The 26,668-nt window shown below is 45.1% G+C and carries 25 protein-coding genes; 19 read left to right on the forward strand and 6 right to left on the reverse strand.

Going from position 1 to position 26,668, the window contains the following annotated elements:
- Positions 1–11 precede the first annotated feature (11 nt).
- The 12 genes from plsX to E5672_RS05505 all read left to right on the forward strand — a co-directional run bounded on the left by plsX (position 12) and on the right by E5672_RS05505 (position 10,770).
- Positions 12–1,037 carry a phosphate acyltransferase PlsX gene (gene plsX / locus E5672_RS05450; protein ID WP_136781267.1) on the forward strand — a complete coding sequence of 342 codons (1,026 nt, stop codon included), beginning with the start codon at positions 12–14 and terminating at the stop codon, positions 1,035–1,037.
- Entirely contained in the window at positions 1,034–1,999 is a 966-nt protein-coding gene (locus E5672_RS05455) for a beta-ketoacyl-ACP synthase III (RefSeq protein ID WP_136781268.1), read from the forward strand. Before plsX ends, E5672_RS05455 begins: the two co-directional genes overlap by 4 nt.
- Before the next feature lie 70 nt (positions 2,000–2,069).
- Positions 2,070–2,999, forward strand: a complete 930-nt coding sequence (gene fabD, locus E5672_RS05460) for an ACP S-malonyltransferase (RefSeq protein WP_136781269.1) — start codon at positions 2,070–2,072, stop codon at positions 2,997–2,999.
- Between the two features lie 9 nt (positions 3,000–3,008).
- Positions 3,009–3,749 carry a 3-oxoacyl-ACP reductase FabG gene (gene fabG, locus E5672_RS05465; protein WP_136781270.1) on the forward strand — a complete coding sequence of 247 codons (741 nt, stop codon included), beginning with the start codon at positions 3,009–3,011 and terminating at the stop codon, positions 3,747–3,749.
- A gap of 199 nt (positions 3,750–3,948) precedes the next feature.
- Positions 3,949–4,188: an acyl carrier protein gene (acpP, locus tag E5672_RS05470; RefSeq protein WP_012518211.1), complete on the forward strand. Its 240-nt coding sequence runs from the start codon at positions 3,949–3,951 to the stop codon at positions 4,186–4,188.
- A gap of 80 nt (positions 4,189–4,268) precedes the next feature.
- The gene (gene fabF / locus E5672_RS05475) at positions 4,269–5,507 is read left to right on the forward strand and encodes a beta-ketoacyl-ACP synthase II (protein WP_136781271.1); all 1,239 of its coding nucleotides are present in this window, start codon (positions 4,269–4,271) and stop codon (positions 5,505–5,507) included.
- 221 nt (positions 5,508–5,728) lie between these two features.
- Positions 5,729–6,580, forward strand: coding sequence for an aminodeoxychorismate lyase (gene pabC / locus E5672_RS05480; protein ID WP_136781272.1), 852 nt, complete (start codon positions 5,729–5,731; stop codon positions 6,578–6,580).
- A gap of 110 nt (positions 6,581–6,690) precedes the next feature.
- Positions 6,691–7,710 (forward strand): endolytic transglycosylase MltG, encoded by a 1,020-nt coding sequence (mltG, locus tag E5672_RS05485; protein ID WP_136781273.1) that lies wholly within the window; start codon positions 6,691–6,693, stop codon positions 7,708–7,710.
- Between the two features lie 59 nt (positions 7,711–7,769).
- The gene (gene tmk / locus E5672_RS05490; protein WP_136781274.1) at positions 7,770–8,444 is read left to right on the forward strand and encodes a dTMP kinase; all 675 of its coding nucleotides are present in this window, start codon (positions 7,770–7,772) and stop codon (positions 8,442–8,444) included.
- Positions 8,444–9,331 (forward strand): DNA polymerase III subunit delta', encoded by an 888-nt coding sequence (locus E5672_RS05495; RefSeq protein WP_136781275.1) that lies wholly within the window; start codon positions 8,444–8,446, stop codon positions 9,329–9,331. The genes tmk and E5672_RS05495 overlap by 1 nt, the downstream gene beginning before the upstream one ends.
- A 62-nt stretch (positions 9,332–9,393) precedes the next feature.
- Positions 9,394–10,176 (forward strand): TatD family hydrolase, encoded by a 783-nt coding sequence (locus E5672_RS05500; RefSeq protein WP_136781276.1) that lies wholly within the window; start codon positions 9,394–9,396, stop codon positions 10,174–10,176.
- Positions 10,177–10,212: 36 nt separating this feature from the next.
- Positions 10,213–10,770 carry a pyridoxamine 5'-phosphate oxidase family protein gene (locus E5672_RS05505; protein WP_136781277.1) on the forward strand — a complete coding sequence of 186 codons (558 nt, stop codon included), beginning with the start codon at positions 10,213–10,215 and terminating at the stop codon, positions 10,768–10,770.
- 203 nt (positions 10,771–10,973) lie between these two features.
- Here E5672_RS05505 and E5672_RS05510 read toward each other — a convergent pair whose 3' ends face one another.
- The 3 genes from E5672_RS05510 to E5672_RS05520 all read right to left on the reverse strand — a co-directional run bounded on the left by E5672_RS05510 (position 10,974) and on the right by E5672_RS05520 (position 16,738).
- Positions 10,974–11,606, reverse strand: a complete 633-nt coding sequence (locus tag E5672_RS05510; RefSeq protein ID WP_136781278.1) for an SDR family oxidoreductase — start codon at positions 11,604–11,606, stop codon at positions 10,974–10,976.
- Positions 11,607–11,810: 204 nt separating this feature from the next.
- Complete coding sequence (locus E5672_RS05515; RefSeq protein WP_136781279.1) at positions 11,811–14,765, reverse strand: ligand-binding sensor domain-containing diguanylate cyclase; 2,955 nt, start codon at positions 14,763–14,765, stop codon at positions 11,811–11,813.
- Positions 14,766–14,917: 152 nt separating this feature from the next.
- Complete coding sequence (locus E5672_RS05520) at positions 14,918–16,738, reverse strand: M2 family metallopeptidase (RefSeq protein ID WP_136781280.1); 1,821 nt, start codon at positions 16,736–16,738, stop codon at positions 14,918–14,920.
- A gap of 163 nt (positions 16,739–16,901) precedes the next feature.
- Here E5672_RS05520 and E5672_RS05525 point away from each other — a divergent pair, with 163 nt between their 5' ends.
- The 3 genes from E5672_RS05525 (at position 16,902) to E5672_RS05535 (ending at position 17,849) form a co-directional block, all read left to right on the forward strand.
- Positions 16,902–17,051 carry a gamma-glutamylcyclotransferase family protein gene (locus tag E5672_RS05525; protein WP_136781281.1) on the forward strand — a complete coding sequence of 50 codons (150 nt, stop codon included), beginning with the start codon at positions 16,902–16,904 and terminating at the stop codon, positions 17,049–17,051.
- Positions 17,052–17,062: 11 nt separating this feature from the next.
- Positions 17,063–17,428 carry a DUF4870 domain-containing protein gene (locus E5672_RS05530; RefSeq protein WP_136781282.1) on the forward strand — a complete coding sequence of 122 codons (366 nt, stop codon included), beginning with the start codon at positions 17,063–17,065 and terminating at the stop codon, positions 17,426–17,428.
- Between the two features lie 76 nt (positions 17,429–17,504).
- Positions 17,505–17,849: a CCC motif membrane protein gene (locus E5672_RS05535; protein WP_136781283.1), complete on the forward strand. Its 345-nt coding sequence runs from the start codon at positions 17,505–17,507 to the stop codon at positions 17,847–17,849.
- Positions 17,850–17,897: 48 nt separating this feature from the next.
- Here the strand turns inward: E5672_RS05535 and E5672_RS05540 are convergent, their stop codons facing one another.
- The 3 genes from E5672_RS05540 to E5672_RS05550 form a co-directional block, all read right to left on the reverse strand.
- The gene (locus tag E5672_RS05540; protein ID WP_136781284.1) at positions 17,898–18,170 is read right to left on the reverse strand and encodes a hypothetical protein; all 273 of its coding nucleotides are present in this window, start codon (positions 18,168–18,170) and stop codon (positions 17,898–17,900) included.
- A 194-nt stretch (positions 18,171–18,364) separates the two neighbouring features.
- Positions 18,365–19,129 carry an SDR family NAD(P)-dependent oxidoreductase gene (locus E5672_RS05545; protein ID WP_136781285.1) on the reverse strand — a complete coding sequence of 255 codons (765 nt, stop codon included), beginning with the start codon at positions 19,127–19,129 and terminating at the stop codon, positions 18,365–18,367.
- A 46-nt stretch (positions 19,130–19,175) separates the two neighbouring features.
- Positions 19,176–20,090: a haloalkane dehalogenase gene (locus E5672_RS05550; protein ID WP_136781286.1), complete on the reverse strand. Its 915-nt coding sequence runs from the start codon at positions 20,088–20,090 to the stop codon at positions 19,176–19,178.
- A gap of 246 nt (positions 20,091–20,336) precedes the next feature.
- On the opposite strand from E5672_RS05550, the gene E5672_RS05555 reads away from it, so the two are divergent.
- From E5672_RS05555 to E5672_RS05570, 4 genes are all read left to right on the forward strand, one after another.
- A complete protein-coding gene (locus E5672_RS05555) occupies positions 20,337–22,460 on the forward strand; it encodes a 3-hydroxyacyl-CoA dehydrogenase NAD-binding domain-containing protein (RefSeq protein ID WP_136781287.1) in 2,124 nt (707 codons plus the stop codon).
- 160 nt (positions 22,461–22,620) lie between these two features.
- Positions 22,621–23,802 carry an acetyl-CoA C-acyltransferase gene (locus E5672_RS05560; RefSeq protein ID WP_136781288.1) on the forward strand — a complete coding sequence of 394 codons (1,182 nt, stop codon included), beginning with the start codon at positions 22,621–22,623 and terminating at the stop codon, positions 23,800–23,802.
- 9 nt (positions 23,803–23,811) lie between these two features.
- On the forward strand, positions 23,812–25,611 hold the full coding sequence (locus E5672_RS05565) for an acyl-CoA dehydrogenase C-terminal domain-containing protein (protein WP_136781289.1): 1,800 nt from the start codon (positions 23,812–23,814) through the stop codon (positions 25,609–25,611).
- 153 nt (positions 25,612–25,764) lie between these two features.
- A complete protein-coding gene (locus tag E5672_RS05570; protein ID WP_136781290.1) occupies positions 25,765–26,649 on the forward strand; it encodes an alpha/beta fold hydrolase in 885 nt (294 codons plus the stop codon).
- Positions 26,650–26,668: the final 19 nt, after the last annotated feature.

Genomic DNA, 26,668 nt, shown 5'->3' on the forward strand with positions numbered 1-26,668 from the left:
GCGACTACATTTTGTCTAAACTAACCATCGCGTTAGATATCATGGGGGGCGATCATGGTCCCCCTGTTATCCTTCCCGCAGCCGTAAAGGCTATTCAACTTCACCCAGACGTGCACTTCACGCTATGCGGTGATGAAGATACCATCAAAGCAGGTATACAGCCCCTTACCAACACTGAACGCAACCGCGTTACTATTGTGCATTGCTCACAAGTCGTTGAGATGGGCGAAGCGCCAACGTCAGCGCTACGAAACAAAAAAGATTCTTCTATGCGTCGCGTTATTGAACTTGTCGAAAGTGGCGAGGCAAACGCGTGCGTAAGTGCAGGTAATACCGGTGCACTGCTTACCTTATCATTCTATTTGCTTAAAACCTTATCAGGCATTGATAGGCCCGCACTCATTAATATGATGCCTACAACAGGGCACCATAACGTATTTCTTTTAGATTTAGGCGCTAACGTGAACTGTACGCCCGAAATTCTTTTTCAGTACGGTGTTATGGGGTCAGTGCTTGCACAAGAAGTCGCGGGTATAGCATCGCCACGGGTTGCCTTATTGAACGTGGGCGAAGAAGATATTAAAGGTAACGCGCAGGTAAAATCTGCCGACCAGCTTTTTAAAGACGCGCCAGGCATAAACTATATTGGCTACGTTGAAGGTGACGACATTTTCACCGATCATGCCGATGTGGTGGTTACAGACGGTTTTACCGGAAACGTGGCGCTTAAATCGAGCGAAGGGCTGGCTAAGTTAGTGATAAACGAAGTCAAACGCCAGTCTCAGAAAAACTTTTATACCCGATTATTAGCAAAAATTGCCTTCCCATTACTGAAATCTATCTATAACAGCGTGAACCCCGACCAGTATAACGGTGCGAGTCTGATAGGATTGCGCGGCATTGTTATCAAGAGTCACGGAAATGCACAAAAAGACGCCTTTTATTACGCCATCGTGCAAGCAATGAAAGAAGCAAAAATGCATTTGCCTGAAAAGATAAAGACAAAGATAGAAACGGTATTGTTGGAGCAGCTTTGAGCAAATATTCACGCTTTATAGGAACAGGTAGCTATTATCCCAGCGACGTGCGTACAAACGCAGATTTAGAGCAAATGGTGGACACCAGTGACGAATGGATCACTGACCGTACCGGGATAAAAGAGCGACGCATTATTGGAGCAGATGAAACCGCTGCTACCATGGGGGCAGAAGCCAGTAAAAAAGCCATCGAAATGGCTGGCATTGACCCGAAATCTATCGACATGATTGTGTGCGCTACCACGAGTGGTCGCTATGCGCTTCCAAGCACAGCATGTGAAATTCAACGCATTCTTGATTTAGACGGTATTCCAGCATTTGACGTTGCTGCTGCATGCGCAGGCTATTGTTATGCGTTAAGCGTAGCCGACCAGTACATCAAATCGGGAATGGCTAAACGCATTCTTGTGATCGGAACCGACTGCCTAAGCCGTCTAATAGACCCAGAAGACAGAACCATGGTCATTCTGTTTGGTGATGCAGCAGGTGCGACCATCATTGAAGCCAGTGATGAACCTGGTATTTTATCTACACATATTCATGCCGCAGGTTCATACGGCGACTTGTTGTACGTAGGTAATCCAACCCGTGGTGATGAGCAGTCAGTTCACGAAAACTGGGGTGTAATGCGCGGTAACGAAGTCTTTAAAGTTGCGGTAACCAAGCTTTCAGAAGTGGTTGAACAAACCCTCGCTGCGAACGGTATGCAAAAATCTGATCTTGACTGGTTAGTGCCTCACCAAGCAAACTTTAGAATTATCAAAGCGACAGCTAAAAAGCTAAATATGTCTCTTGATCAAGTTGTGCTTACGTTAGAACAGTACGGCAATACCTCTGCTGCTACCGTTCCCACAGCGCTTGATACAGCGATCAGAGACGGACGCATTAAACGCGGACAGCATTTATTACTAGAGGCATTCGGAGGCGGATTTGCATGGGCGTCAGCGCTTGTACGCTATTAGCCATATGATGATGTAATTTAACTTCGACGTATTCTCGTTTCTAGTAAACTAAAAATAATAAGGAATCGACATGACAAAGACAGCCTGTGTATTTCCAGGACAAGGTTCTCAAAGTGTGGGCATGTTAAAGGAACTTGCTGAGACTTCTCCTATTATCGAAGCAACGTTTAAAGAAGCCTCTGACGCACTTGGATACGACCTGTGGGATTTAGTCCAAAACGATGCAGACGGTAAACTTAACGAAACCCATATCACTCAGCCAGCGTTGCTTGCAGCGAGTGTTGCAATTTGGCGTGTTATTCGCGAGCAGGACATAGACGTAGATTACCTAGCGGGTCACAGCCTTGGTGAGTACTCAGCATTAGTGTGTGGCGGTGCCATGGACTTTGCTGATGCTATCAAGCTTGTAGAAGCTCGTGGTAAATATATGCAAGAGGCTGTACCTGCAGGTGCGGGTGCCATGTATGCCATTATCGGATTAGACGACGCTGCCATTGCTGATATCTGCCAGCAAACTGCTATTGCTACAGGCGATGTGGTTGCGCCGGTAAACTTTAACTCTCCAGGCCAAGTGGTTATTGCAGGGGAAAAGAATGCAGCAGAGCAAGCCGCTAATGCATGTAAAGAAGCGGGCGCAAAACGTGCACTCCCTCTTGCGGTAAGCGTTCCTTCACACTGCGAGTTAATGCGTCCTGCAGCAGATAAGTTAGAAGACGCGTTATCGTCATTGAACGTTAACGAGCCTGCAATCAATATCGTGAATAATGTTGATGTCACTATTGAAACCCAAGGTGATGCAATCAAGAACGCATTAGTGAGACAGCTTTATTGCCCTGTTCAATGGACACGTACTGTTGAATATTTGGCGGCAGCGGGCGTTGAGCGCGTTATTGAAGTAGGTCCTGGTAAAGTACTTACTGGATTGAACAAACGTATCGACAAGAGCCTAGAATCTCTTGCAGTTAATACACCTGAGGGTGTTGAAGCATTAAAACAATAAGGAAACGCAATGAGTCAATTAGACGGTAAAATTGCGCTTGTTACCGGCGCAAGCCGAGGTATAGGCAAAGCGATTGCCACGCAGCTTGCTCAGCAAGGTGCTACGGTTATTGGAACGGCAACCAGTGAAAATGGTGAGCAAGCGATCAGCGATTACCTTTCTGAGTTCGGCGGCAAGGGTTTTGCGCTTAATGTGACCGACAAAGAAAGCGTAGATACAACATTAAAAGCAATTAACGAAGCTTTTGGTAGCATCGATATATTGGTCAATAATGCAGGTATCACACGTGATAATCTGCTAATGCGCATGAAAGATGACGAGTGGCAGGATATTATCGACACCAATTTAACCTCGATTTTCACGCTGTCTAAAGCGGTACTTCGCGGTATGATGAAGAAACGCTGTGGTCGCATTGTAAATATTGGCTCAGTGGTGGGCAGTGCGGGTAATGCCGGACAGGCAAACTATGCTGCGGCGAAAGCAGGGGTTATTGGTTTTTCTAAATCAATGGCACGTGAAGTGGCTTCTCGTGGTATTACCATTAACGTTGTAGCGCCAGGTTTTATCGATACTGATATGACCAAAGCGCTGACCGATGACCAAAAAGAGGCCATTTTCAAAGATATTCCGGCGAACCGTTTAGGTGCGCCTGATGAAATTGCAGCCACTGTTGCCTTTTTAGTGAGCGATGGTGCAGCCTATATTACAGGCGAAACTATCCACGTAAATGGTGGTATGTATATGGGGTAAATTCGCAAAAATTGCGAATTTTCCTTAGTTTGGGGTGGTATTTACCCGAACTTGGATGTAAAAATAGTATTTTACGAATTTCGAATGTCGCTGGTTTGACCAGAAAATTTGTTTAAACTGGTGCTTGCAAGGATGCACCTTGCAAAATAAACTAGCGGCACTTTTATTATCTAGTGACGTTTAAGGGAAACCTAGAATTATGAGTAACATTGAAGAACGCGTTAAGAAAATCATCGTTGAACAACTTGGCGTGAAAGAAGAAGAAGTAAAAGCAGAAGCTTCATTCGTTGACGATTTAGGCGCTGATTCACTTGACACTGTTGAGCTAGTGATGGCTTTGGAAGAAGAATTCGATACTGAAATTCCTGACGAAGAAGCAGAAAAAATTACTACTGTTCAGTCTGCAATTGACTACATCAACGCTAACAAAGACGCTTAAGTCTTAAGTAGCGACAAAGCGGCTCTTCTTACAGAGCCGTTTTTGTATCTCCTACCTTAGTTCCAAAGCGAGGGCTTTTTGTGACAAAACGTCGCGTAGTGGTTACTGGTCTTGGAATGCTTTCACCATTAGGTCTTAATAGCGAAGACACATGGCGCAAATTGCTCGCGGGCGAAAGCGGCATTGGTGAAATCACCCATTTCGATTGTAGTAACTATTCAACCCGTTTCGCAGGTCAAATTAACGATTTTGATCCGCAGGAATACATTGAAAAGAAAGAAACCAAGAAAATGGACCGCTTTATCCAGCTGGGTATTGCAGCGGGCAAGCAAGCCTTGGTCGATTCTGGTTTAACTATTTCACAAGATAATGCGCATCGCGTAGGTGTAGCTATTGGTTCAGGTATTGGTGGTTTAGAGCAAATTGAACAAAACCATTTAAAACTGACAAATAGCGGACCTAAGCGCGTATCGCCATTTTTTGTACCTTCAACCATCACCAACATGATCTCAGGCTTTTTGTCTATCATGGAAGGGTTGAAAGGACCGAATTTAAACGTTGTGACTGCGTGTACTACAGGTGTTCACAACATTGGTATTGCCGCAAGAACGATTGCTTACGGCGATGCTGATGCCATGCTGGCCGGAGGCGCAGAAGCGTCTATTACGCCGTTAGGTATGGCGGGTTTTGCCGCAGCACGTGCGTTGTCTTCTCGCAACGACAACCCACAAGCAGCAAGCCGCCCATGGGATAAAGACCGCGATGGTTTTGTCATGGGTGAGGGCGCTGGCGTGGTAATGCTAGAAGAGTATGAAGCCGCAAAAGCTCGTGGCGCGACCATATATGCTGAGCTTGTTGGTTTTGGCATGAGCGGTGATGCATACCATATGACTTCGCCACCTGAAGATGGTGAAGGTGCGGCCGCGTCTATGCAAAACGCAATAAACGATGCAAAGATGGACGCAAGCGACATCGGCTATGTTAATGCCCATGGTACGTCTACGCCTGCAGGTGATATTGCAGAAGTGGCAGCAGTGAAACGCGTGTTCAATGACCATGCTTACAAGCTTCTTGTTAGCTCTACTAAGTCAATGACAGGCCATTTGCTAGGGGCCGCCGGTTCAGTTGAGGCAATTTTCACTATTTTGGCACTGCGTGACAAAATGGCGCCGCCAACCATTAACTTGGATGAGCCAGGTGAGGGTTGCGACTTAGACTTTGTTGCACACAAAGCCAAAGCATTCAATGAAGACTACGCGCTGTGTAACTCATTCGGGTTTGGCGGTACAAACGGTTCATTGATTTTCAAGCGTATCTAATACGGCGTGTAATTAACGCGGTTTAAGTGAACCTCACGTATATTTAAAAGGCAGCTTCGGCTGCCTTTTGTTGTTTATACAGTTAAACGTCATCGCAAAAATCAAACATACCTTGCCTACATAATTATGGCGAGGGGTAAATCAATTCAGCTAGACGTTGTCTGGCCAAAACAAGTTGGTATACTTCCATCTACTAAAATAATAGCAAACAAGAGTAGGCAGTGAGAATTATCCCTAGCGCTACGCCTATTTCATCCAGTGATAGGGCGTTTAATTACGGAGACGGTGTTTTTACAACATTGTTGGTAAATGAACACCAAGTAGAATTACTGCCTTATCATATTTCACGTCTAGAGCATGATGCAGCGGCCATCAAGCTGAATATTGATACCCACACGCTTGAGGCAGCAATTGCTGAACAAGTTAAGGCGATAAAGAACGCTTCAGTTGATAACGCTTCGCCTAAATATGTACTGAAAATTCATGTTTCTGGTGGTCAGGCGGGTAGAGGCTACGCACGCAGTGAAGACAGCGAAGCACTTATAAGATTTAGCCAGCACCCTTATCCAAGTCATTACGATAATTTGGCCAATAAAGGTGTTAGTGTGATTTGTGCTCAAACACGGTTAGCTATCCAGCCATTGCTTGCCGGTGTTAAGCATATGAATAGGTTAGAACAGGTCTTAGTTAAGCACGAAGTTGATGAAGCAGGTGTAAACGACGCTATCGTTTGCGATACCCAAGATAACGTTATTGAAGCGAGTGCTGGCAATGTATTTTTCTACCTCAATGAACAATGGTATACCCCGTCTTTGAAAGGAAGCGGCGTTAACGGCGTAGTTAGGCAATATCTGATTGATTCGTTGTTAAACGATAATTGTGCATTACACGTGGGGGAATATGACCTTTCTTATTTGCAAAATGCTAGCGCAATAGTGATTACCAATGCGCTTATGGGCGTGATGCCGGTACAGCAAATTCGAATGCCAGATTTCTCTTACGTCAATTTTGATGTGGAAAGCGATGCAATTGTTGCACTAAAACAACGACTTGAAAATGTGCTCAAACGCTAGCAATGCGGACGTATGAAAGCAAAGCGCGTTATCTAACTACGAGCTTTAACAAACTAGCAGTAAAAACAAAAAATGGAATGTAGAAAAATGCCGATAGGAGAAGTTCAAGCATGAAGCGGATAGTAATTATTCTATTATCTCTTATTATGCTTGTTGCCGTTGGGGGAGCTTGTAGCGTAATGTACGTGTCGAGCGAGGTTTCTGCCGAATTAAATGTAGAAAGCGAAACCTTATTCACCATTGAAAACGGCAGTAACGCTTACCGAACGGTCAAACATTTGCGCAAAGTAGGCGTAACTGAAGTGTCGCCATTTGTAGCTAAAGTATGGCTCAAATTCTTTGCAGGCAATACGGTTGTAAAATCTGGCACCTACATGCTGCGCCCTGGGCAGTCGCTAGTGGATGTATTTACCTTATTTACCCAAGGTGATGAGCACCTGTTTGCGGTGAGCTTAGTAGAAGGGTTAACGTTAGCACAGTGGCTTGAGGCGCTTAAACAAAACACAGATTTAGTGTTTGATCTTAATGAAGAGAAATTAGACCAACTCACTAAAAACAATGGCGTAGACTGGTGCTGCGACAACGTTTCGCAGACAGAGGGTGTGTATTTGGCTGACACTTATTTCTTTAGCAAAGGAACTGCGGCCAGCGAGATATTAAAAAGAGCGCACCGTGCGCTAGTAGACTTTGTCTCTCGCGAATGGGAGCAACGGGATGTGGAACTGCCATTAGCCACTCCCTACGAGGCACTTATCTTAGCCAGTATTATAGAAAAAGAAACGGCTGTGCCTGAAGAGCGTGACATGATTTCAGGTGTATTCGTCAATAGACTAAACAGAAATATGCGCCTTCAAACCGATCCCACCGTGATTTATGGTATCGGCCCCACGTTTGACGGAAATATCACCCGTAAGCATCTGCGAACAGCAACGCCTTACAATACCTATGTTATCAAAGGGCTTCCACCTACGCCCATCGCTATGGCAGGCAAGGCAGCCATTCACGCGGCTCTGCATCCGCTTACAACGGATGCACTATACTTTGTGGCGAAAGGCGATGGCAGCCACCAATTTTCCACCACACTAGCTGATCACAATGCAGCTGTGCGAAAATACCAGTTAAAACGATAATCGTATTGATGCAGACAACTAATACGTTATAGCTAAATAAAAACAGAGTTTAAAAACTAATGCGCGGAAAGTTTATTGTAGTAGAGGGCCTTGAAGGGGCAGGAAAAAGCTCAGTGATTGGGCTTATTGTTCAAGCATTGATAGATGCAGGAAAGCGCGTTGAGCAAACTCGTGAACCGGGCGGCACACCTATGGCAGAAGCCATTAGAGAATGTGTAAAACACGATTGGGATGAAACCGTTAGTGAAGAGACAGAACTGCTTCTTATGTATGCAGCTCGTGTTCAGTTACTTATCAATAAAATCTTTCCATCTCTTGCTGATGGTGCGTGGGTGGTAGGTGACAGACACGATTTATCATCTCAAGCCTATCAAGGTGGTGGTCGAGGTGTCAGTGAAAAAACCATGACAGCCATCAGCGATATCGCCCTAAAAGGATTTAAGCCAGATTTGACCTTATATCTGGATGTCGAGCCTGCTGTGGGGCTAGAGCGCGCCCGCGGGCGAGGGGAGCTTGACCGCATTGAGCAAGCTGGGCTCGCCTTTTTTGAGCGTACCCGTGCTAAATACTTGTCTCTTGCTCAGCAAGATGAATCTATTGTCGTGATAAGTGCAATGCAGCCAATGGAAAAGGTTCATCAAGATGTGATTGCTATTATCAACGATTACGTGGCGGCCTCGGGCAGCGAGCGCAGTGATACAGGCCATAACAAAAGTCTGCAGGGGCAAGACTAATGCAAGTACTACCTTGGTTTGCTGAGACGTTCTCGACGCTACTATCGCGATATATGGCGAAGAAACTACACCATGGTTTATTGCTTACAGGGCCAAAGGGAATTGGAAAATACCAGCTGGCGTTAGGGTTAAGCAACACCTTATTGTGTAAGCAGCCAAGTATCGATGGTCCCTGTGAGCAATGTCAAAGTTGCCATTTGAGGCAAGCCGGAAACCATCCTGACTTTCATGTTTTAGAAAGTGAAAAGCAGTTAGGTGTGGATAAAATTCGCGAAGGTATTGCCAAGCTTTCAGGTACAGCGCAAATGGGAGGAAATAAAGTGTTGCTGATCCCTCGTGCCGATACCATGACGGAAGCAGCGGCTAATGCACTATTGAAAACCTTGGAAGAACCCACAAATAATACCTTCCTGCTGCTGATCACGGACAGTATCAATAAAATTATGCCAACCATCTTAAGTCGATGTGAACGGCAGATACTTTCGCTACCATCAGTACCAGAGAGTTTGAACTACTTACACGCAAAAGGCGTAGAAGATGCAAGCGAAGCATTGCTGGCAGCATATGGCTATGCGCCTCTTCGTGTAGAAGATGCGCTCTCTGGTGAACAAGACATTAGCTATCGCAATTTTAACGATGGTATGCAGGCGCTCTTAGCAGGCGATGCAAATTTGCAAGTGCAAACACTTGCTAACAAGTGGCAGGACAATGCGCAACAAATCGCATTGTGGTGCCAGCAAATGGCCCATGATGAGTACATGAAACGTCAACATGCTGTTGACTTTAAACGCTATGAAGCGTGTATTGATGCGGTTAAAACCCTTCAACACGCTGGCGTGAACAAATCGATGGTACTCTTTGGGCTGCTTAAACAGTTTCAACGATAATAGACAGAGCAAAAAGCGCGAAGGCTTTTTGTCTGAAAGTTAATATTTAATACAGGTGTAGTTTGTTCGTAGATTCTCATTGTCACTTAGACCGACTTAAGCAAGGGCCAGAAGAGCTGGCAGAAACCTTAAATTTCGCAAGAACCCGGGGCGTTGAGCACTTCTTGTGTGTGTGCGTATCTGTTGGCGACTACGACAGCATGCTAGCAGCGGTTAGTCAGTTTGACGACGTGTCAGTATCCTGTGGTGTGCACCCGCTACATCAAGATGAAGCGTGTAGCTATGAAGAACTGCTAGAGAAAGCGCAGCGTGAAGAAGTGGTAGCCATTGGCGAAACTGGGCTGGACTATTTTTATAGCCCGGAAAGTAAAGAAGTCCAGCTAACATCTTTCGTCGACCACATCAAAGTAGCTAACGAAACTAAAAAGCCGTTAATTATTCATACGCGGGATGCAAGGGAAGACACCATTAACTTACTTCGCGAACACAAAGCTGCACACACTAAAGGTGTTTTGCATTGCTTCACTGAATCATTGGAGATGGCACAGGCGGCAATAGAGATGGATTTTTATATTTCTATTTCTGGCATTGTAACCTTTAATTCAGCCGATGAATTACGTGAAGTGGTTAAAGCAATCCCTTTAGAACGCCTGCTCATTGAAACTGACTCACCATGGCTTGCGCCAGTACCTCATCGCGGTAAACAGAACCAGCCAGGTTATGTGGTAGAAGTGGCAGAATTTATTGCAGAGCTTAAAAACGTTTCGGTAAAAGAACTTGCAGAAATTACCACGCAAAACTTCTACACGTTGTTTTCCTTAGCCGATAAAAAGAAAGCCGCGTAGCGTTAAGCATAGTCGGTTTTACACCCGGAGGTGATTATGCCCCAGTGGCGACAAGGATTAACAAAAAGTCTTCACCAAACCCGTAGCATGCCAGAAAGTCGCTACTTTCAGTTAGCTACGGTAGACGGAAGTGGTGTACCGTATTGCCGGACTGTGGTTTTTAGAGGGATCACTGACAATAATCAATTAGTGGTTATTTCTGATACACGCTCTGAAAAGTATAACCAGCTTGGTCAGAACCCTCACTCACAGGTATGTTGGTATTTTTCTAAGACAAGAGAGCAATATCGCTTCTCTTGTACTGCAACGATAATAACGCTAGGCCAAGATGCAGACCTTGTTACCCAGCACTGGAATAAATTGTCTGACGCGGGTAAAAAACAGTTTTTGTGGGGTGAGCCCGGTACGCCAAGAAACGACGGTTCTGCATTACAGGTTGAAGGGGACTTCAATGAAGTCCCAACGCATTTTTGCGTGATTATGCTTACTATTGATAGCGTGGACTACCTGAATTTGAGAGGTAACCCTCAAAGCCGAGAATGGCACCAAAAAGACGGCAATGGCAATTGGGTGAGTCAGTCTTTAATTCCCTAGGCAATAGCAAATGCAACGTTTGCCTAAGAATCGAACGAAAGGTCCAGGCCTAAATTAAGGTAACGCCTTATTGTTACGACTAGACGCTTGCTCAATCAATCTTGACTACAAATTTGAAGCCCCCTTGCTCTTCACTTTAAAACTTTAGTGAGCGAAAGAGGGCTGTATATTGTTTGCCGAGCTTGGTTTGTAAAACTCGTTATTTATAAAACTTGTGAGATCGGTGTCTCGCCTTTGAACAGGTGAGTAATTACGTTTTCACTTCCTTCTTTTGCAACGCTTTCCACAATGGCTGTAGCTACGTCTTCTCGAGGTATAACAGCATCGTCCTTATTGCTGGGCATATCTGTGCGGACAAGATGATTACCCGGTTCATTTAACAAGGTACCAGGGCGGAGAATAATATGGTGTAATCCACTATTAATTAAATGCTCGTCGGCCATGTGTTTCGCAACTAAATAAGGCTTTATGGCTGATTCAACGGAGTCAGGGTCCCCGGCACCGATAGAGCTTACCATTACAAACTTAGGTGTACCTGCTGCCTTTGCGTAGTTAACCGCGTTGCGGGCCGCCCAAAGGTCAATCATTAGCGTTTTGTCGGCCCCTGTATTGCCGCCTGACCCAGCAGTAAATACTGCAACGTCGATACCTTCAAAATGTGCTGAAAAATCTTTTTCTAAATCTTGCTCAACCACAGTGAGGTTGGCATTTTGTATATCAGAAAGTTTTTCTGGGCTTCTTACGGGTGCTAACACCTTATGACCGGCGTCTAAGAGTTTGACCGTCGCTTGTTTACCAATCTGACCCGATGCGCCAATTACTAATACGTTTGCCATAATAGCTGTCCTCCTTGCTATGAAAAATGTTTATCGTTAATCGATACAAGGTTAGATAAGAGGTAAACACAATAAGTGATCAATAAGTGCGGTGGAATGCATGTAAAAGAGATTGGCTACATAAAAAAGGTAGCGCGGCCACGTCAGCTTAAGCTAAGTAAGAAGGCGCATATCACGGCTCAGCGCATTGCAAATTGGCGTTAGTTACTTTACAACTGCATTTCGGCCAGATTCTTTACCTACGTACAGCTTTTTATCAACAGCGTGAATGCAAGCATCTACGCTGTCGTAATCTTTGATGTCTGCAACGCCACATGTAATGGTGACTTTTACTGAATGCGGAGGGGCCTCGATAACCTGTTCTGCTACACATTTGCGTAACTTTTCGGCAACCCAATAAGCTTCTTGTACATTGAGTGATGGCAACAAAATCAGAAATTCTTCGCCACCCCAGCGGGCAATTACATCGCTTTCTCGTAGATTATTTTCTAACGTTTTCGCTATTTTAACCAACACGGTATCGCCTACATGATGGCCGTATTCATCGTTTATCTTTTTGAAAAAGTCTATATCCACAATCAGTAAAGAAAAAGCGCGATTATGGCGTTTGAACTCTTGCCACTCGGCTTTGGCGCGTTGGGTAAAATAACGTCTGTTTTTAAGCCCTGTCAGTGAGTCTTGAGACGATAAAAGCGTCAACTTGGCTACCATGGCTTCAAGATCGCGTGTTTTTTCTTCTACCTTCAGTGATAGTTCTGCTGAACGCGCTTTTAGTGCCGAAATCCTAAGCCAAACTGCGGAGGTAATGAGCAGTAGGATGGTTATTAATAGCGCACCACGCCAAATTGGTTTATCCCACCATGGCGGAATGACTATAACTTCGAGTTGGGCTTCTTCGCTACTCCATACATTTTCTTCGTTTATTGCCTTTACGGTAAAACGATAATGTCCAGGTTCTAAGTTCGTATAGGTTGCAACACGCGCTTTATAATCAGTAAAACGCCAGCTACTTTCGAAATCTACCAACTTATACGCGTAGCGAATTTCATTGGCATTCATGTAGTCAGTCGCTGAAAACTCGATGGAAAGCGCGATTGTATTATGAGTAAGTTCTATCTTATTGCCTAAATTAAGGCGCCGTTGCACGCTAGTACCGTTGTTTTGATCTCGGCTCACCGTTTCTACTCTAGTGAGGTGTACGTCAGGAGACCATTTGACGTTGGTAACTTCAGAGGGAATAAATAGCGTGAGTCCTTCAGCACCGCCAAAAACGATAGTGTTATTTTCTGTCGTGGCTACAGAGCCTATGTAGTAGCCCGTAGAAAGGGCGCCGTTCTCTGCGCCGTAATAATAGAGTGTGTCGAGGTCAGGCGCTAAATATGAAATCCCTACAATAGTTGAAATCCATAAACCGTATTCATCATCTTCGACAATGGCGCCGATTGAAACTTTACTTAGTCTACTTTCTGGCTTTATTTGGGTGACTTTTAGAGATGATAAGTCGTCGTTATCTTTTGTAATAAAATATAAGCCGTCGGCTTGAGTTCCTACCCAGTATCCACCGCGTTTTGAGCGTGAGATCCAAGTTACCACCGTACTGTCAGTAATTTTGTCGGTGTACTCACTTATGCTTGTTAACTCGCCAGTAAGTTTATTGGCAAAATGTAGGCCTGTTACGGTGCTCAGCCATGCACTTTCTCCATTTTCAAAGAGAATTTGAGTTGTAAGCGAGAGCGGCCATTGCCTTATTACGCGTCCTTCTGAAGGGCGATAAACAAAAACACCGTCGCTATAGCCACCAAACCAAATATCGCCTTGAGCATCCATGTTGATGCTGTAGCCAGACTTTCCTTGTAACGCCACAATATCGAGCTGGTTCGTTTCTCGGTTTAACTTCGCTAGCCCGCTGCGAGTTGACACCCAAAGGGCGTCGTTTTTCGTATCATAAAAAACACTGGTCAGTTTGTTATTGGCTTTGCCATCTGTTCTTTGTGCAATACCTGAGGTAAATGGCCCCTCATACGTCTTATCAATGACATCGTAAATCCATAGTCCTTTTTCGTTCGTTAGCCATATTTTATTGCCTTTATACCTGGTCATTGAGCCAATGATGCGGCCGTCTCCCACTTCGGTAGAGTAGAAGTTGCTGAGTTCCGGATTGGTGATAGCGAAGCCATCGTCTTTGGTTCCCACAACGACAAGACCGGATTTGGTTTGATAAAGGCTAGAGACGCGTTCGTCTCCTGAATCTTTGTCGCTGATTGGAAACTGTAATACGGTATAGGGACTGTAGGCTTTTAACAGGTTCAAGCCTCTTTCTGTCGCTACCCATACATCGCCATTGTTCTGTAATAAGATATCTGTGACGGAATTGTCCGATAGGCCCTGTACTTCGCTGGTACATTGTTCAGATATAGCTGGAGGGGCAACATTAGGATTAAATAGACAAATACCGTGAGTAGAGGTACCAAGCCAGAATCTTGAACGTTCTGCTGCAACAAGTCGAGTAAAGTTTACGCCCTTATAAGCGATTAATTCCAGTGAGCTTTTTATAGGGTCTAATTTATAAAGACCAGAAGTGGAGGTAACGTAAAGCGTGTTACCGATTAACTCTATGTCAGTAAGTGTACTCGTTGTATCAGGCAGATAGCTGACTAGTTCTATACTGTCTGTTTGGTTATGATATCGATACAAATTTCGTTCGGATATAATCCAAAGTCTGCCGTCGTGAGTGGTTTTTAGCCTATTGATAATTTGTTTATCAAAAGATGATGCGACAGGGAGGGGATAATGATCAAATCTTTCTGTGTCTACATTTAAGCGGCTAAGGCCACTGAAGGTGCCCACCCAGATGTGTTGGCCGTCTAAGCTTGCTTCTAATTGAAGCGCGCTTAACGTTTGTAGGCCAGTAGACTTATCGTCTCCCCACATGCCAAAGTTTCTAAAGGTATAGCCGTCAAATTTGTCAATGCCCGATTGTGAGGCTAACCACAGAAAGCCATATTTATCTTCAGCAATGTCAGACACAGTAACGTGGGTGATACCACTTTCCATGTCAAAGGTATGAAAGGCTGGCGCCCCTATTTGTGCTTGCGCGGCAAAGTTTGAGCACACCATTAATGCAAAGAAAGAGAGAAAGCATGCTGAAAGGCGGCGCATAACATTGCAACATTAAAAATTATCCATATTTAGAAGTTACGCTAATTCAGCATTCTTTCAATAGAACAAAAGTTTAAATTGTATAAAAAAGCCCCTTGGGTAGGGGCTTTATTTCTCAAACATTGTATCGCTATTCTATATACAAAGGCGAATTACCAGCCACACTGGCGAGAAGCGTTTTGCTCATCCAGCCATGCTTTAAGTGGCGCAAAGTAATCAGCAATAGTGCTGGCGTCCATTTGCGGTGAGCCTGTTAGCGTTTCTAATGCATTTTGCCACGGCTGGCTCATACCCATTTCTAACATTTCATTTAGTGCGTTACCGGCTTCTTCACTGCCATAAATAGAGCAGCGATTCAGTGGGCCTTCGTCACCTGAAATATCACACAATGCCTTGTGGAATTGGAATTGAAGGATATGCGCTAGAAAATAGCGTGTGTAAGGCACATTGGCTGGGACGTGATATTTTGCACCTGGGTCAAACGCATCAGCGCTGCGCTCAACCGGCGCCATCACGCCTTGATACTTCTCTCTTAATTCCCACCAAAGCTGGTTGTATTGTTCAGGTGTTACTTCACCTGACATTACTTTCCAGCGCCACTGATCGACCATCAAGCCAAAAGGGATGAAGGCAATTTTATCCAGTGCTACCTGCATCAGCATGCCGATATCGTTTGATGCGTCTGGGATCTCGTCTATTAAGTCAATTTGCTTCAGGTACTTAGGCGTAATAGACAGGGCAATGGTGTCACCAATAGCTTCGTGAAAACCGTCATTGGCCGAGCCACGATATAGAAGTGGCTGATCTTTATAGGCGCGCTGATAATAGTTGTGGCCTAGCTCGTGGTGTATTACGTTAAACTCTTCGCCCGTCTTTTGGATACACATTTTGATCCTTAAATCATCCTTGTCGTCCAAGTCCCATGCAGAAGCGTGGCATTGTACATCGCGGTCTTCAGGCTTCTGAAACATAGAACGTTCCCAAAAAGTATCTGGTAGTTCTTCGAAACCAAGTGAAGAGAAAAATGACTCGGCCTGTTTAACCATAGCGATTTCGTCATAGCCTTGCGCAGCCAATGCGCCGGTAACATCAGGCACTTTCATTTCTTGCTGGGGCTTAACGATATCGTAGATGTTACCCCAGGTCTGGGCCCACATATTTCCTAATAAATGAGCAGGAATTGGCTTGTCTTGCGGTACTACATCTTCACCGTAATGTTCTCCAAGCTTTGCGCGAACGTGACAATGAAGCGACTCGTAAAAAGGTTCGACTTGTGTCCATAGACGATCTAGCTCCTTCGGAAAGTCGTCAGCAGGCATGTCGTATTTGCCACGCCACAAGGCGCTTACGTTTTCAAATCCAAGTTCTGCAGCACCCTCATTGGCCAGTGATACTTGTTCAGCATAAAGCGGCGCCATAGGTTTTGATACTTCACGCCATCCTGTCCAATACTCTAACAGTTTATCGGCGTCGCGAAGGGTAGCCATTTCAGAACTCATTTCAACTAAGCTCTTACAGTTGCCGTCATCACTGCAGTATTCTCCCGAGCCGTACATGGCACTAAGCTCGGAGCCTATTTTTGCCAGACGCTCTGCCTTTTGGGCATCTGCAGGGGGTGGCATGGTTAAGCTGTTTTTAAGCAAGTCAAGCTGCCTGCGAGTATCAGTATCAACCTCTACATTATTAAATTTAGCAGCTTCTTTTGCTAACTTTGCAACCTTTGTTGAAAGCACCTCGTTGAAGTAGGCGCTGACTGCAGCAGTATCGAAATTGATATTGGTAGCATAACTCCATTCTGCGTGCGCGGCGGGAACCTGCATTTTTGCAATATCATCTTGTGCTTGCTGTAAGAACTGCTTTGCATCTTGTGCTGTGAGTTCTGGTTTAATTTCTGTCTGAGTAGTACTTTCGCCACATCCCATAAGTGATAGGCTGACCACAGCGGCTATCAGAGTGCGTTTTTGATTAAGCATACTTTGTCCTTTAATTATTTTGATTTTAGCGTGAATCGACGTTCACATAGACATGCGTTAGCATTGTGTAACGCTCAGTAGCTTTTGTAAAACAAATTTGATATTACCTCTAATAGCGCAGGCTTTTTAGAAGTCGACTTCGGCATCAGAAGCGGTGAAAGGCATGGTGCTAGCCTCTTCTCAACTTGCTAAAAACTGGGCCATGCTGGATGATTTTGAAGGCGACCAATATGAGCGGGTCATTGTTCCTGTTAAGCTAGATAGCGGTGACATTGTAGACGCCTATATTTATCAAATAAAACCATCGAAATAGTGAGGGAATTTATGTCAACGGAAGAACCAGTTTATTGGGGGCTTAACGCTCGAAGCTATTGCACTCTCATACACGTTTCTCAATTATCAAGCTTTGTTATTCCTGGTTTGGGCATTGTTTTACCGATTGTGCTTTGGATTGCACATAAAGATCAAAACGAAGATATCAATCAGCACGGTAGAGTAACGGTAAATTGGTTACTTAGCTTACTCGTTTATTCAGTTATTTGTTTTATTCTTACCTTTATAATAATTGGCGCACTAGGTTTTATAGTACTTGGTTTGCTGAATATTATTTTCGCAGTAGTTGCAGCAGTAAAAGCTAACCAGGGCGAGCTGTGGGTTTACCCACTAAGCTTTCAATTTATAAAACGCTAGCAAAAATAGTACATAACGAGTACTTTATTTGAACAATGGAATGAAAACGTAACGACATATCAGGGACGGCAACTAGGTGCAAAATCAAACAGAAAGTAAAATTCCCGGCGCCAGCAGCGTTTATTGGTCTGCTATTCTGAGTTGTATCCTTTTTATCTTCGGTGGTTTTGCCATCGTGCTTTCTCTACTCTCAATATTTTTAGGACGTAACGCTAAAAAAGATTTAGCCCTTCCTTATGAGCAGTATGCAAACTCGTCAACGCTGACTAAGGGAAAGATAATTGCCTACATAGGTTTAGTGTTAAATATTGCTGTTTTAGGTTTAACAATATGGACACTCACTACAATTGGCTGGGATGCTTGGTCTGATGAATTTGTTCGTAGGTGGAATGAAGGACTTGAAAATCATCGACGCCAATAGGCGTTGGTATAGCTAACTACTTAATGTTGAGTTTATTACTTGAGCTTGCTACTGGGTTTTGTTTCCGGGTAAGACACCATGTAGCAAATACTGGTTTTTCACCTTTGCGTTTGTTTTAGACAGCATGGTCTCGTTGCGTTTAAACGAAGTTAGCGCTAGTGAACTGCTTTTACGAACTTTTTTAATGCCCTGAGATGGGGTGATTATTTTTAAACCTGTCACTGAAGGTGCTGTCACTTGTGCGTTGCTGACGTTAGGCATAAGCGTAATGGCTAATAGTCCAGCAGCTGAAAAAATGTTTTTACTCAGATTTTTCATCACATTTTTCTCTTTGGCGCAAAGTGTCTTTCGAAGGGGCGCCGATCGCAGAGGCGGTTGCACTCGCCTCGTTAATCGTCTTTGTTTGTTCCCCTTTATTACACCTAAAGTTAAGAAAAAGCGAAAGGTGCCGTGTTATACGAAGGTATGATTTCCAATACTTACAGTTAGAGCATACAAAGTGTTGTAGTTGGGCATCACCACGCGGTTACACCACCATCTACTGCTATGGTTTGCCCGTTCATGTAAGAGTTGCCAGGAGAAAGCATTAGCATCATGGTGTTAACGATTTCCTGTGGTTCGCCAAGTCGCTTCATTGGGCTGCCCAGGCCTAATTGTTCTCGCGCTTCAGGGGTGTTGTACCCATCTACGTTTAAAATATTGGTAGGACTATAGAAGGGGCAAATTGCATTAACGCGGACATTCTTTCGGCCGTATTCTACTGCGGCGGTACGGGTTACCCCAGACACAGCGTGCTTTGCAGCTGCATAAGCGCCACCTTTCGGCGCACCGCCTAACCCTGCTAATGAGCTTACATTTAAAATATGACCTTGCTTTTGTGTCAGCATAACGGGTATCTGGTACTTCATTCCAAACATTACGCCTTTTACATTTACCGCAAATTGGGAGTCCATGATTTCCTCGGTCATCTGATGAATTGGCGCTGGGTTGTGCGCTATCCCTGCATTATTCACAGCAATATCCAGCCTGCCAAAGGTTTCAATAGCTTTTTCAACTAGCGCTTTGTTTAGCGACTCGCTGGCAATATTACCCGCAATTACCACAACATCAGTGAGTGCTTTTACATCATTTTTCGTTTCTTCAAGGGCTGTTTCGTTGATGTCTGACAGAACAAGTTTTGCACCTCGGCTGGCAAGGCCTAGGGATAATAGCCGGCCAAAACCACTGCCAGCGCCGGTAATTAATACAACTTGTCCTGAGAAATCGAGTAAAGCATCCATTAGAAACCTCCTATAGTGAGTTTTTTAAAATTGTTTACAAAGCTTGTTATGACAGCTGCGTCTTCTCAATAAACTGAATAAGCAAATTAGCCAGCAGCTCCCCTTGGTCTTCCTGAATAAAGTGGCCACCATTTTCGACAAGGGTATGAGTCATACCGTTACAACCAGGAACTAACTTTTGAAATATTTTATCGCCACCTTTAGTGATAGGGTCGCTATCGCCAAAAGCCGTAACAAAAGGCTTGGTGTATAGTTTTAGTTTTTCCCATGCACGCCTGTTCGCTTGTGCCTCGGCATTGTCAGAACTTGTAGGAACAAGAAGGGGGAACATACGGGCGCCCGCTTTGTATGTCTCGTCAGGGAAGGGGGCGTCATAGGCCGCAAGTGTCGCTTCGTCTAAATCAGATACGGTAGCATTTTGTATAATGGTTGATGTTGGAAATACTGGTACATCCTGTGAGAATCGACGCCATTTGATGAAGGCGTCACTTGGCGCATGGTCGCCAGTGGGCAGTCCGGTATTAGACACCATTACACCCGAAAAACGCTCAGGCATATCGGCGACAAGTCGCAGGCCCAGTAAACCTCCCCAATCTTGACAAAATAGGGTAACAGGGCCTTTCGTAACCTGTGTAAACCAGTCTTTCATCCATATCACATGTCGAGCGTATGAATAGTCTTCTTTTCTTGTAGGCTTATCTGAGCGCCCAAAACCGATGAGATCCGGTGCTATTACATTGAACCCTGCTTCGGCCAATATAGGCATCATCTTTCGATACAAGTATGCCCACGTTGGTTCGCCGTGCATCAAAAGCACTGTATGCCCATCTTTTGGGCCACACTGATAATGGGCCATTGTTATCTCACTGCTGACTGTGTCAGTTACCTCAGTAAAGCAGGGGGAGTAAGGAAAATCAGTGATTTTTTTAAAGGCACTTTCCGGTGTTTTAAGCACTTGCATAGCTAACTGTCCTTTTGTAAGCGAAATGTAATAAATCATGCTGCTCAGTTAACAAAAACACTGGTTTTATTTTCTGTCAAATATTCGTTAGGCAAGGAAACACAGGCTCTGTACAGCGAAATGAATTCACAAAAGGGGCTGGCGGTTAATATTAAATATTATGATGAATGTCTATAACACCAATAAACTTGGATGATTGGCAACACTGCAATAACATCCAGTTAACGTGATAAACAGGACATGGTTATGACTGAGATGGAAAATAAAGCCGTAGAATATGCAGTACAGAAGGGTGTTGCCACGCTGACTATGCAGAGTGCGCCAGTTAATGCGCTCTCCCGCGCTATCAGAGTAGGGCTGATAGAAGGCATAAATAACGCACTAAATGACGATAGCGTAAGTGCCATTGTTATTACGTCTTCACTCCCTATTTTTTCAGGTGGAGCTGACATCAGCGAATTCTCTGGCGGCGATTTGTCTCCTATGCTGCCTGAGGTGCTAGATAAAATCGAAAATGCGTCTAAACCGGTTGTTGCTGTTCTCCCTGGACCTGCATTCGGAGGTGGCTTAGAAGTGGCGTTAGCTTGTCATCATCGCATCACCTTTGCCGACAATAAGGTGGGTCTTCCAGAGGTAAATCTAGGCATATTACCGGGCGCAGGCGGTACTCAGCGCCTTCCTCGGTTAGCCGATGTTCAAACATCGTTAGAAATGATCGTAACAGGCAAGCCAACGTCGGTGGTTAAACTGCCAGGTGTCTTCGACAAAATTTCTGACAAGCCCGAGCATTTGCTTGAAGATACACAAGCGTATTTGCAAGCATTAACGCCAGACAAAGCGATAAAGCGCACTAGCGATATAACGCTCACCATGTCCGATGAAACTCAAGCTGTGTTTGACGCTGTAACTGCTCAAACTAAAAAAGCGACCCGTGGTTTCTTTGCACCGTTAAAATGTATCGAAGCGGTACGCGGTGCTTACACGCTCGCTTTTGAAGACGGCCTCAAAAACGAGGGCAAACTCTTTATGGAATGCATGAATACGCCGCAAGCGCGTGCCCAGCAGCATTTCTTTTTTGCTGAACGCGCAGCAGGCCATGTGAGTGATTTCGACAAAAATACCCCTGAGCGCAGCATTGAGAAAGTTGCCATTATCGGTGCGGGGACAATGGGCGGAGGTATTGCGATGAACTTTGCAAACGCCGGTATCCCCGTCACTATGCTTGAGCTAAAAGAAGAAGCGCTAGAGAAAGGCTTGGCGCTTATTCGAAAGAACTACGAAAATTCAGCGAAAAAAGGCAAGTTAACCCAAGAGCAGGTAGAGAGCCGTATGGCACTGCTTTCGGGAACTACATCGTATGACGATTTAGCTGATGTAGATCTTGTCATAGAAGCGGTTTTCGAAAAGATGGAAGTAAAGAAAACCGTATTCTCGACGCTAGATAAAGTGTGCAAGCCGGGGGCTATTTTGGCTTCGAACACATCGACGTTGGATATTGACGAAATAGCGACAGCCACATCTCGTCCTGAAGATGTGATTGGTCTTCACTTCTTCTCGCCAGCGAATGTGATGAGACTGCTAGAAGTGGTTAAAGCAGAGAATACATCTGCTGAAGTCATTAAAACCTGTATGAAAATGGCTAAACGCATTAAGAAAGTGGCGGTATTGGTAGGCGTTTGCTTTGGATTTGTGGGTAACCGCATGATTGAGCCTTACGGCCGTGAAGCTAACCGCCTACTACTTGAAGGTGCAACGCCCGAGCAAGTTGATCGCGTTCTAACCGAATTTGGCATGCCAATGGGGCCATTTACCATGGGCGACATGGCTGGATTAGATATTGGCTATTATGTACGCCAATCTCGACAAGAGCACATTGCACACGACCCCGCTTACGGTGCAGTGGCTGACCGTTTAGTAGAAAAAGGGCGCAACGGTCTTAAAACTGGGCGCGGTGCTTACAACTATGAACCTGGCAGCCGAGTTCCTATCCCAGATCCAGAAGTACTAGAAATTGCAAAGCAAGAAGCTGAGCGTTTAGGTGTAGTTCAGCGCTCTGACATCAGCGATGAAGAAATTCTGGTTCGTGTCATGTACTCATTGATTAACGAAGGTGCTGCCATTTTAGAAGAAGGCATTGCAGCAAAATCTAGCGACATCGATGTGATTTACGTTTATGGCTATGGCTTCCCAGTATATCGCGGCGGGCCTATGCAGTATGCCGATGAAGTAGGGCTTGGCACTATTTTAGATAAGCTAACTACCTATCGCGATCAATTGGGTGAGTACGGAAAAATGTGGCTTGAACCCAGTGATTTGTTGGTGGAATTAGCACAGAGCGGTGGCACGTTTAAAAGCTACCAATCGAAATAATTATAGCTCTGGTTAGTGAGAATGAATTGACGGTGAGAGCTTGCGATAGCTCTCGTTACCCAAAATCAGAACTCGGTAAAGCTAGGTAGCTTTGAGAATAAGCACAAAGCCCTGTCTAAACTTTGGCTGAACTTTCAGCCCAACTGAAAGGAACATAAACATGCGTGATGCAGTTATTGTAAGTACAGCACGTACGCCAATCGGGCGCGCTTATAAAGGTGCGCTGAACAACTTACCCGCCCCTTCATTGGGTGGCCATGCCATTCAAAACGCAGTAGCGCGTGCAGGGATCGACCCTGCCAGTGTTGATGACGTGGTCATGGGCGCTGCACTAACCCAAGGCAGCGGCGGCATGAATATAGGTCGCCTAGCGGGTCTGGCTGGTGGTTTACCGGTCACCGTAGCGGGTATGACACTCGACCGCCAGTGTAGCTCTGGTATGTATGCCATTGCTACCGCGGCAAACTCAATTCGCACTGGCGACACCAATATTATGGTTGCGGGTGGGTTGGATTCTATTTCGTTAGTGCAAAACAAGAACATGAATATGTTTCGTGCAGTAGACCCTGCACTGGTTGCTAAGCATAAAGATATTTATATGCCAATGCTTCAAACCGCGGAAGTGGTGGGTAAGCGCTACAACATTAGCCGTGACGTGCAAGACGAATACGGTTACCAAAGCCAAATGCGCACAGCAGCGGCTCAAGAAGCGGGTAAGTTTGATGATGAAATTGTACCTATCACAGCGGTTCAAGCCGTATTCAACAAAGAAACAGGGGAAACGACAGAGCGCGAAGTAACACTCTCAAAAGACGAGGGTAATCGCCCTGAAACAACCTTAGAAGGGCTTAAAGCACTTAATCCTGTTATCGAAGGCGGTTGTATTACGGCAGGTAACGCAAGTCAGCTTTCTGATGGCGCAAGCGCGACAGTGATTATGGATGAGCAGTCAGCGGCAAAGGGTAATGCTCAGCCTCTAGGTATTTATCGCGGTATTGCAGTAGCAGGCTGTGAGCCGGATGAAATGGGGATTGGCCCAGTGTTCGCTATTCCCAAGCTATTAAAGCAGCATGGATTAACCATGGACGATATTGGTCTATGGGAGCTAAACGAGGCGTTTGCAGTACAGGTTCTGTATTGCCGCGACAAGTTGGGCATTCCAGACGAACTATTAAATGTAAACGGCGGTGCCATTTCTATTGGTCACCCATACGGCATGAGCGGTGCTCGCATGGTGGGTCACGCACTCATCGAAGGTAAACGACGCGGTGCGAAATATGTTGTTTGCACCATGTGTATTGGTGGCGGCATGGGCGCTGCTGGTCTATTTGAAGTTATATAGGTATTGGGTATGGAAGGTTATAAAGCTCCACAACGTGACGCCATGTTTGTAACACATGAGCTATTAGATTATCAAAATCACTATCAAAAACTGGGCTTCGAAGAAGCATCTGAAGACCTAGTGTCTGCAATTTTTGCTGAAGCGGCCAAATTCTCTGAAAACACGCTTGCGCCTATCAACGCGTCGGGCGATGAAGAAGGGTGTAAATGGGTAGACGGTGAAGTTACTACGCCAAAAGGGTTTAAAGAAGCTTACCAAACATACGTAGAGGGCGGTTGGCCCAGTATGTCTCACCCAGAAGAGTTTGGTGGTCAAGCGCTACCGTATTCACTGTCTTCTATTATTGCAGAGTGGTTTTCTGGTGCTAACCATTCCTGGGCGATGTATCCGGGCCTGAGCCAGGGCTGTATGGAAACCCTTAAGGCGCACGGTACTGAACTTCAGCAAAAAATGTTTCTAGAGAAGCTGGTTAGCGGTGAGTGGACAGGCACTATGTGTCTTACCGAAGCGCACTGTGGTTCAGATTTGGGCATGTTGAAATGTCGCGCTGAACCTCAGGAAGACGGAAGCTACAGCTTAACGGGCACCAAGATTTTTATCTCTGCTGGTGAGCACGATATGTCTGAGAATATTGTACACATAGTATTGGCTCGCCTGCCTGATGCGCCTGAGGGGACTAAGGGTATCTCTTTGTTCGTTGTGCCTAAGTTCAACGTATCCGAAGACGGTGAAAAACAAGATAGAAATGCGGTAAGTTGCGGCAGTATTGAACATAAAATGGGTATTAAAGCCAGCGCAACTTGTGTTATCAACTTTGACGGTGCTAAAGGCTTTTTGATTGGCCCACCTAACCGTGGTTTGAACTGCATGTTCACCTTTATGAACACCGCGCGTATAGGCACTGGTCTTGAGGGCTTAGCTGCATCTGAAGCCGCTTTCCAGGGCGCACTGCGCTACGCGAAAGATCGTATTCAGTTCCGTTCATTGACTGGCCGAAAGAACCCAGAAGGTCCGGCCGATCCCATTATTGTGCATCCTGATGTACGCCGTATGCTCTTAACGCAAAAAGCGTTTGCAGAGGGCAACCGCGCACTTGCCGCTTATTGCATGCAGCTGGTGGACGTTACACTTTACGGCAACGATGCGGCTGAAAAACAGGTTGCAGACGCGAAACTCGCTTTCTTAACACCTATCGTTAAAGCGTTTTTAACAGAAACGGCCCAAGAAGCAACCAGTTACGGTATGCAGGTATATGGTGGTCACGGCTTCATTAAAGAATGGGGCATGGAGCAGCTAGCTCGCGACACGCGCATTTGTACCATGTACGAAGGTACTACAGGTATTCAAGCTGTCGACTTGCTGGGTCGTAAAGTGATGGGTTCTAACGGTGAGCTATTAAACGTATTTGTTCAAGAGGTGCGAGACTATTGCAATGCCCTGCGTGACAACGCTCAGTTTAGTGCTTGGACTAACGCGTTAAACTCTCATCTTGACGAATGGCAGCAGATCACTATGGACATCGGTAAGGCAGCAGCGTCGAACCCAGATGAAATTGGTGCAGCGTCTGTCGATTACTTAATGTATTCAGGTTATGTCACCGTTGCTTACTTCTGGCTAAAAATGGCAGTGAAAGCACAAGAACAGCTTGATGCAGGTAGCACCGAAACCGAGTTTTATAAGAGTAAAATTTTAACAACGGGCTTCTACTTTGACCGCTTGTTGACGCGTACTCGCTCGCTCGTTTCTGCTATGCAGTCAGGCGCTGATAACTTGATGTCTATGCCAGAGAGTATGTTTGCCATAGAGTAACTACATAAAATCAAGACCACGTGCGCTATTAAAATACGTACGAAAAGCCGAGAAAATAATGTAGCCGGGAAAATGATTTAATCAGTAATCATTGGATACCTTATTTTGCTCGGCTTTTTTGTTTGTTGAAATAACATAGAGGAAGTGAGCACATTGATTGATTCCAAATACGCAATGGTTGACGGGGCCTCCATTCATTATTTATCCCGAGAAGAAGAAGGCGCAAAGAACCCTTTAATTATAATGCTTCATGGCTTCCCGGAGAACGCACACACGTGGGAAGCGTTAATGGCGTTGCTTCCGACATCACTAGACATCATTGCTCCAGACTTGCCCGGTTATCATTTATCGAGCCCACTACTCAATGAAAAAGACTATCAGGTTCCATCGCTTATCAGCCGAATGGCCGCGTTTATCAAGAAAGTTAAAAAAGGTCGACAGGTCATTTTGTTGGGGCACGATTGGGGTGGGGCAATAGCGTGGCCATTAGCCGCTTTTCACCAAACATTGATTAGCAAACTCATCATTGTAAATGCTGCGCATCCGTCTTGTTTTACACGCGCAATTAAAACCTCTCCTTTGCAAAGAGAAAAAAGCCAGTATATCGCTACGCTTATAGATAGGAACGCAGAACGCATTCTTTCAGATACAGACTTTCAGCTATTGAAAAATATGATCGGAAACCGCCTTTTTGAGCAAGAATCTAGCTACTCAAGAAAGTTACTCAACGATTGGCGTGAGCCTGAAATCCTTAGCGCGATGCTCAGCTACTATAGGCAAATGCCACAACAAGTGCCTCAAATGAGTGTATCTAAAAAAGTGTTAGATGACATTCGTATACCCGAGATATTTATTCACCGCCCAACGCTACTATTATGGGGAGAGCAGGATGATGCATTTGATTTAAGTGTAATAGATAAAATTGAACACTATGTTCCGCAGATTACAAAGCGGTTCAATTCGAGTGCCTCGCATTGGTTACACAGGGAAAAGCCTGAGTGGGTGCAAAAAGAAATGATAGATTTTATAGAGACCTAGAAAGGGGTGAGGCCCCTAA

The sequence above is a fragment of the Alteromonas portus genome, from assembly GCF_005117025.1.
GTDB classification, from domain to species: domain Bacteria; phylum Pseudomonadota; class Gammaproteobacteria; order Enterobacterales; family Alteromonadaceae; genus Alteromonas; species Alteromonas portus.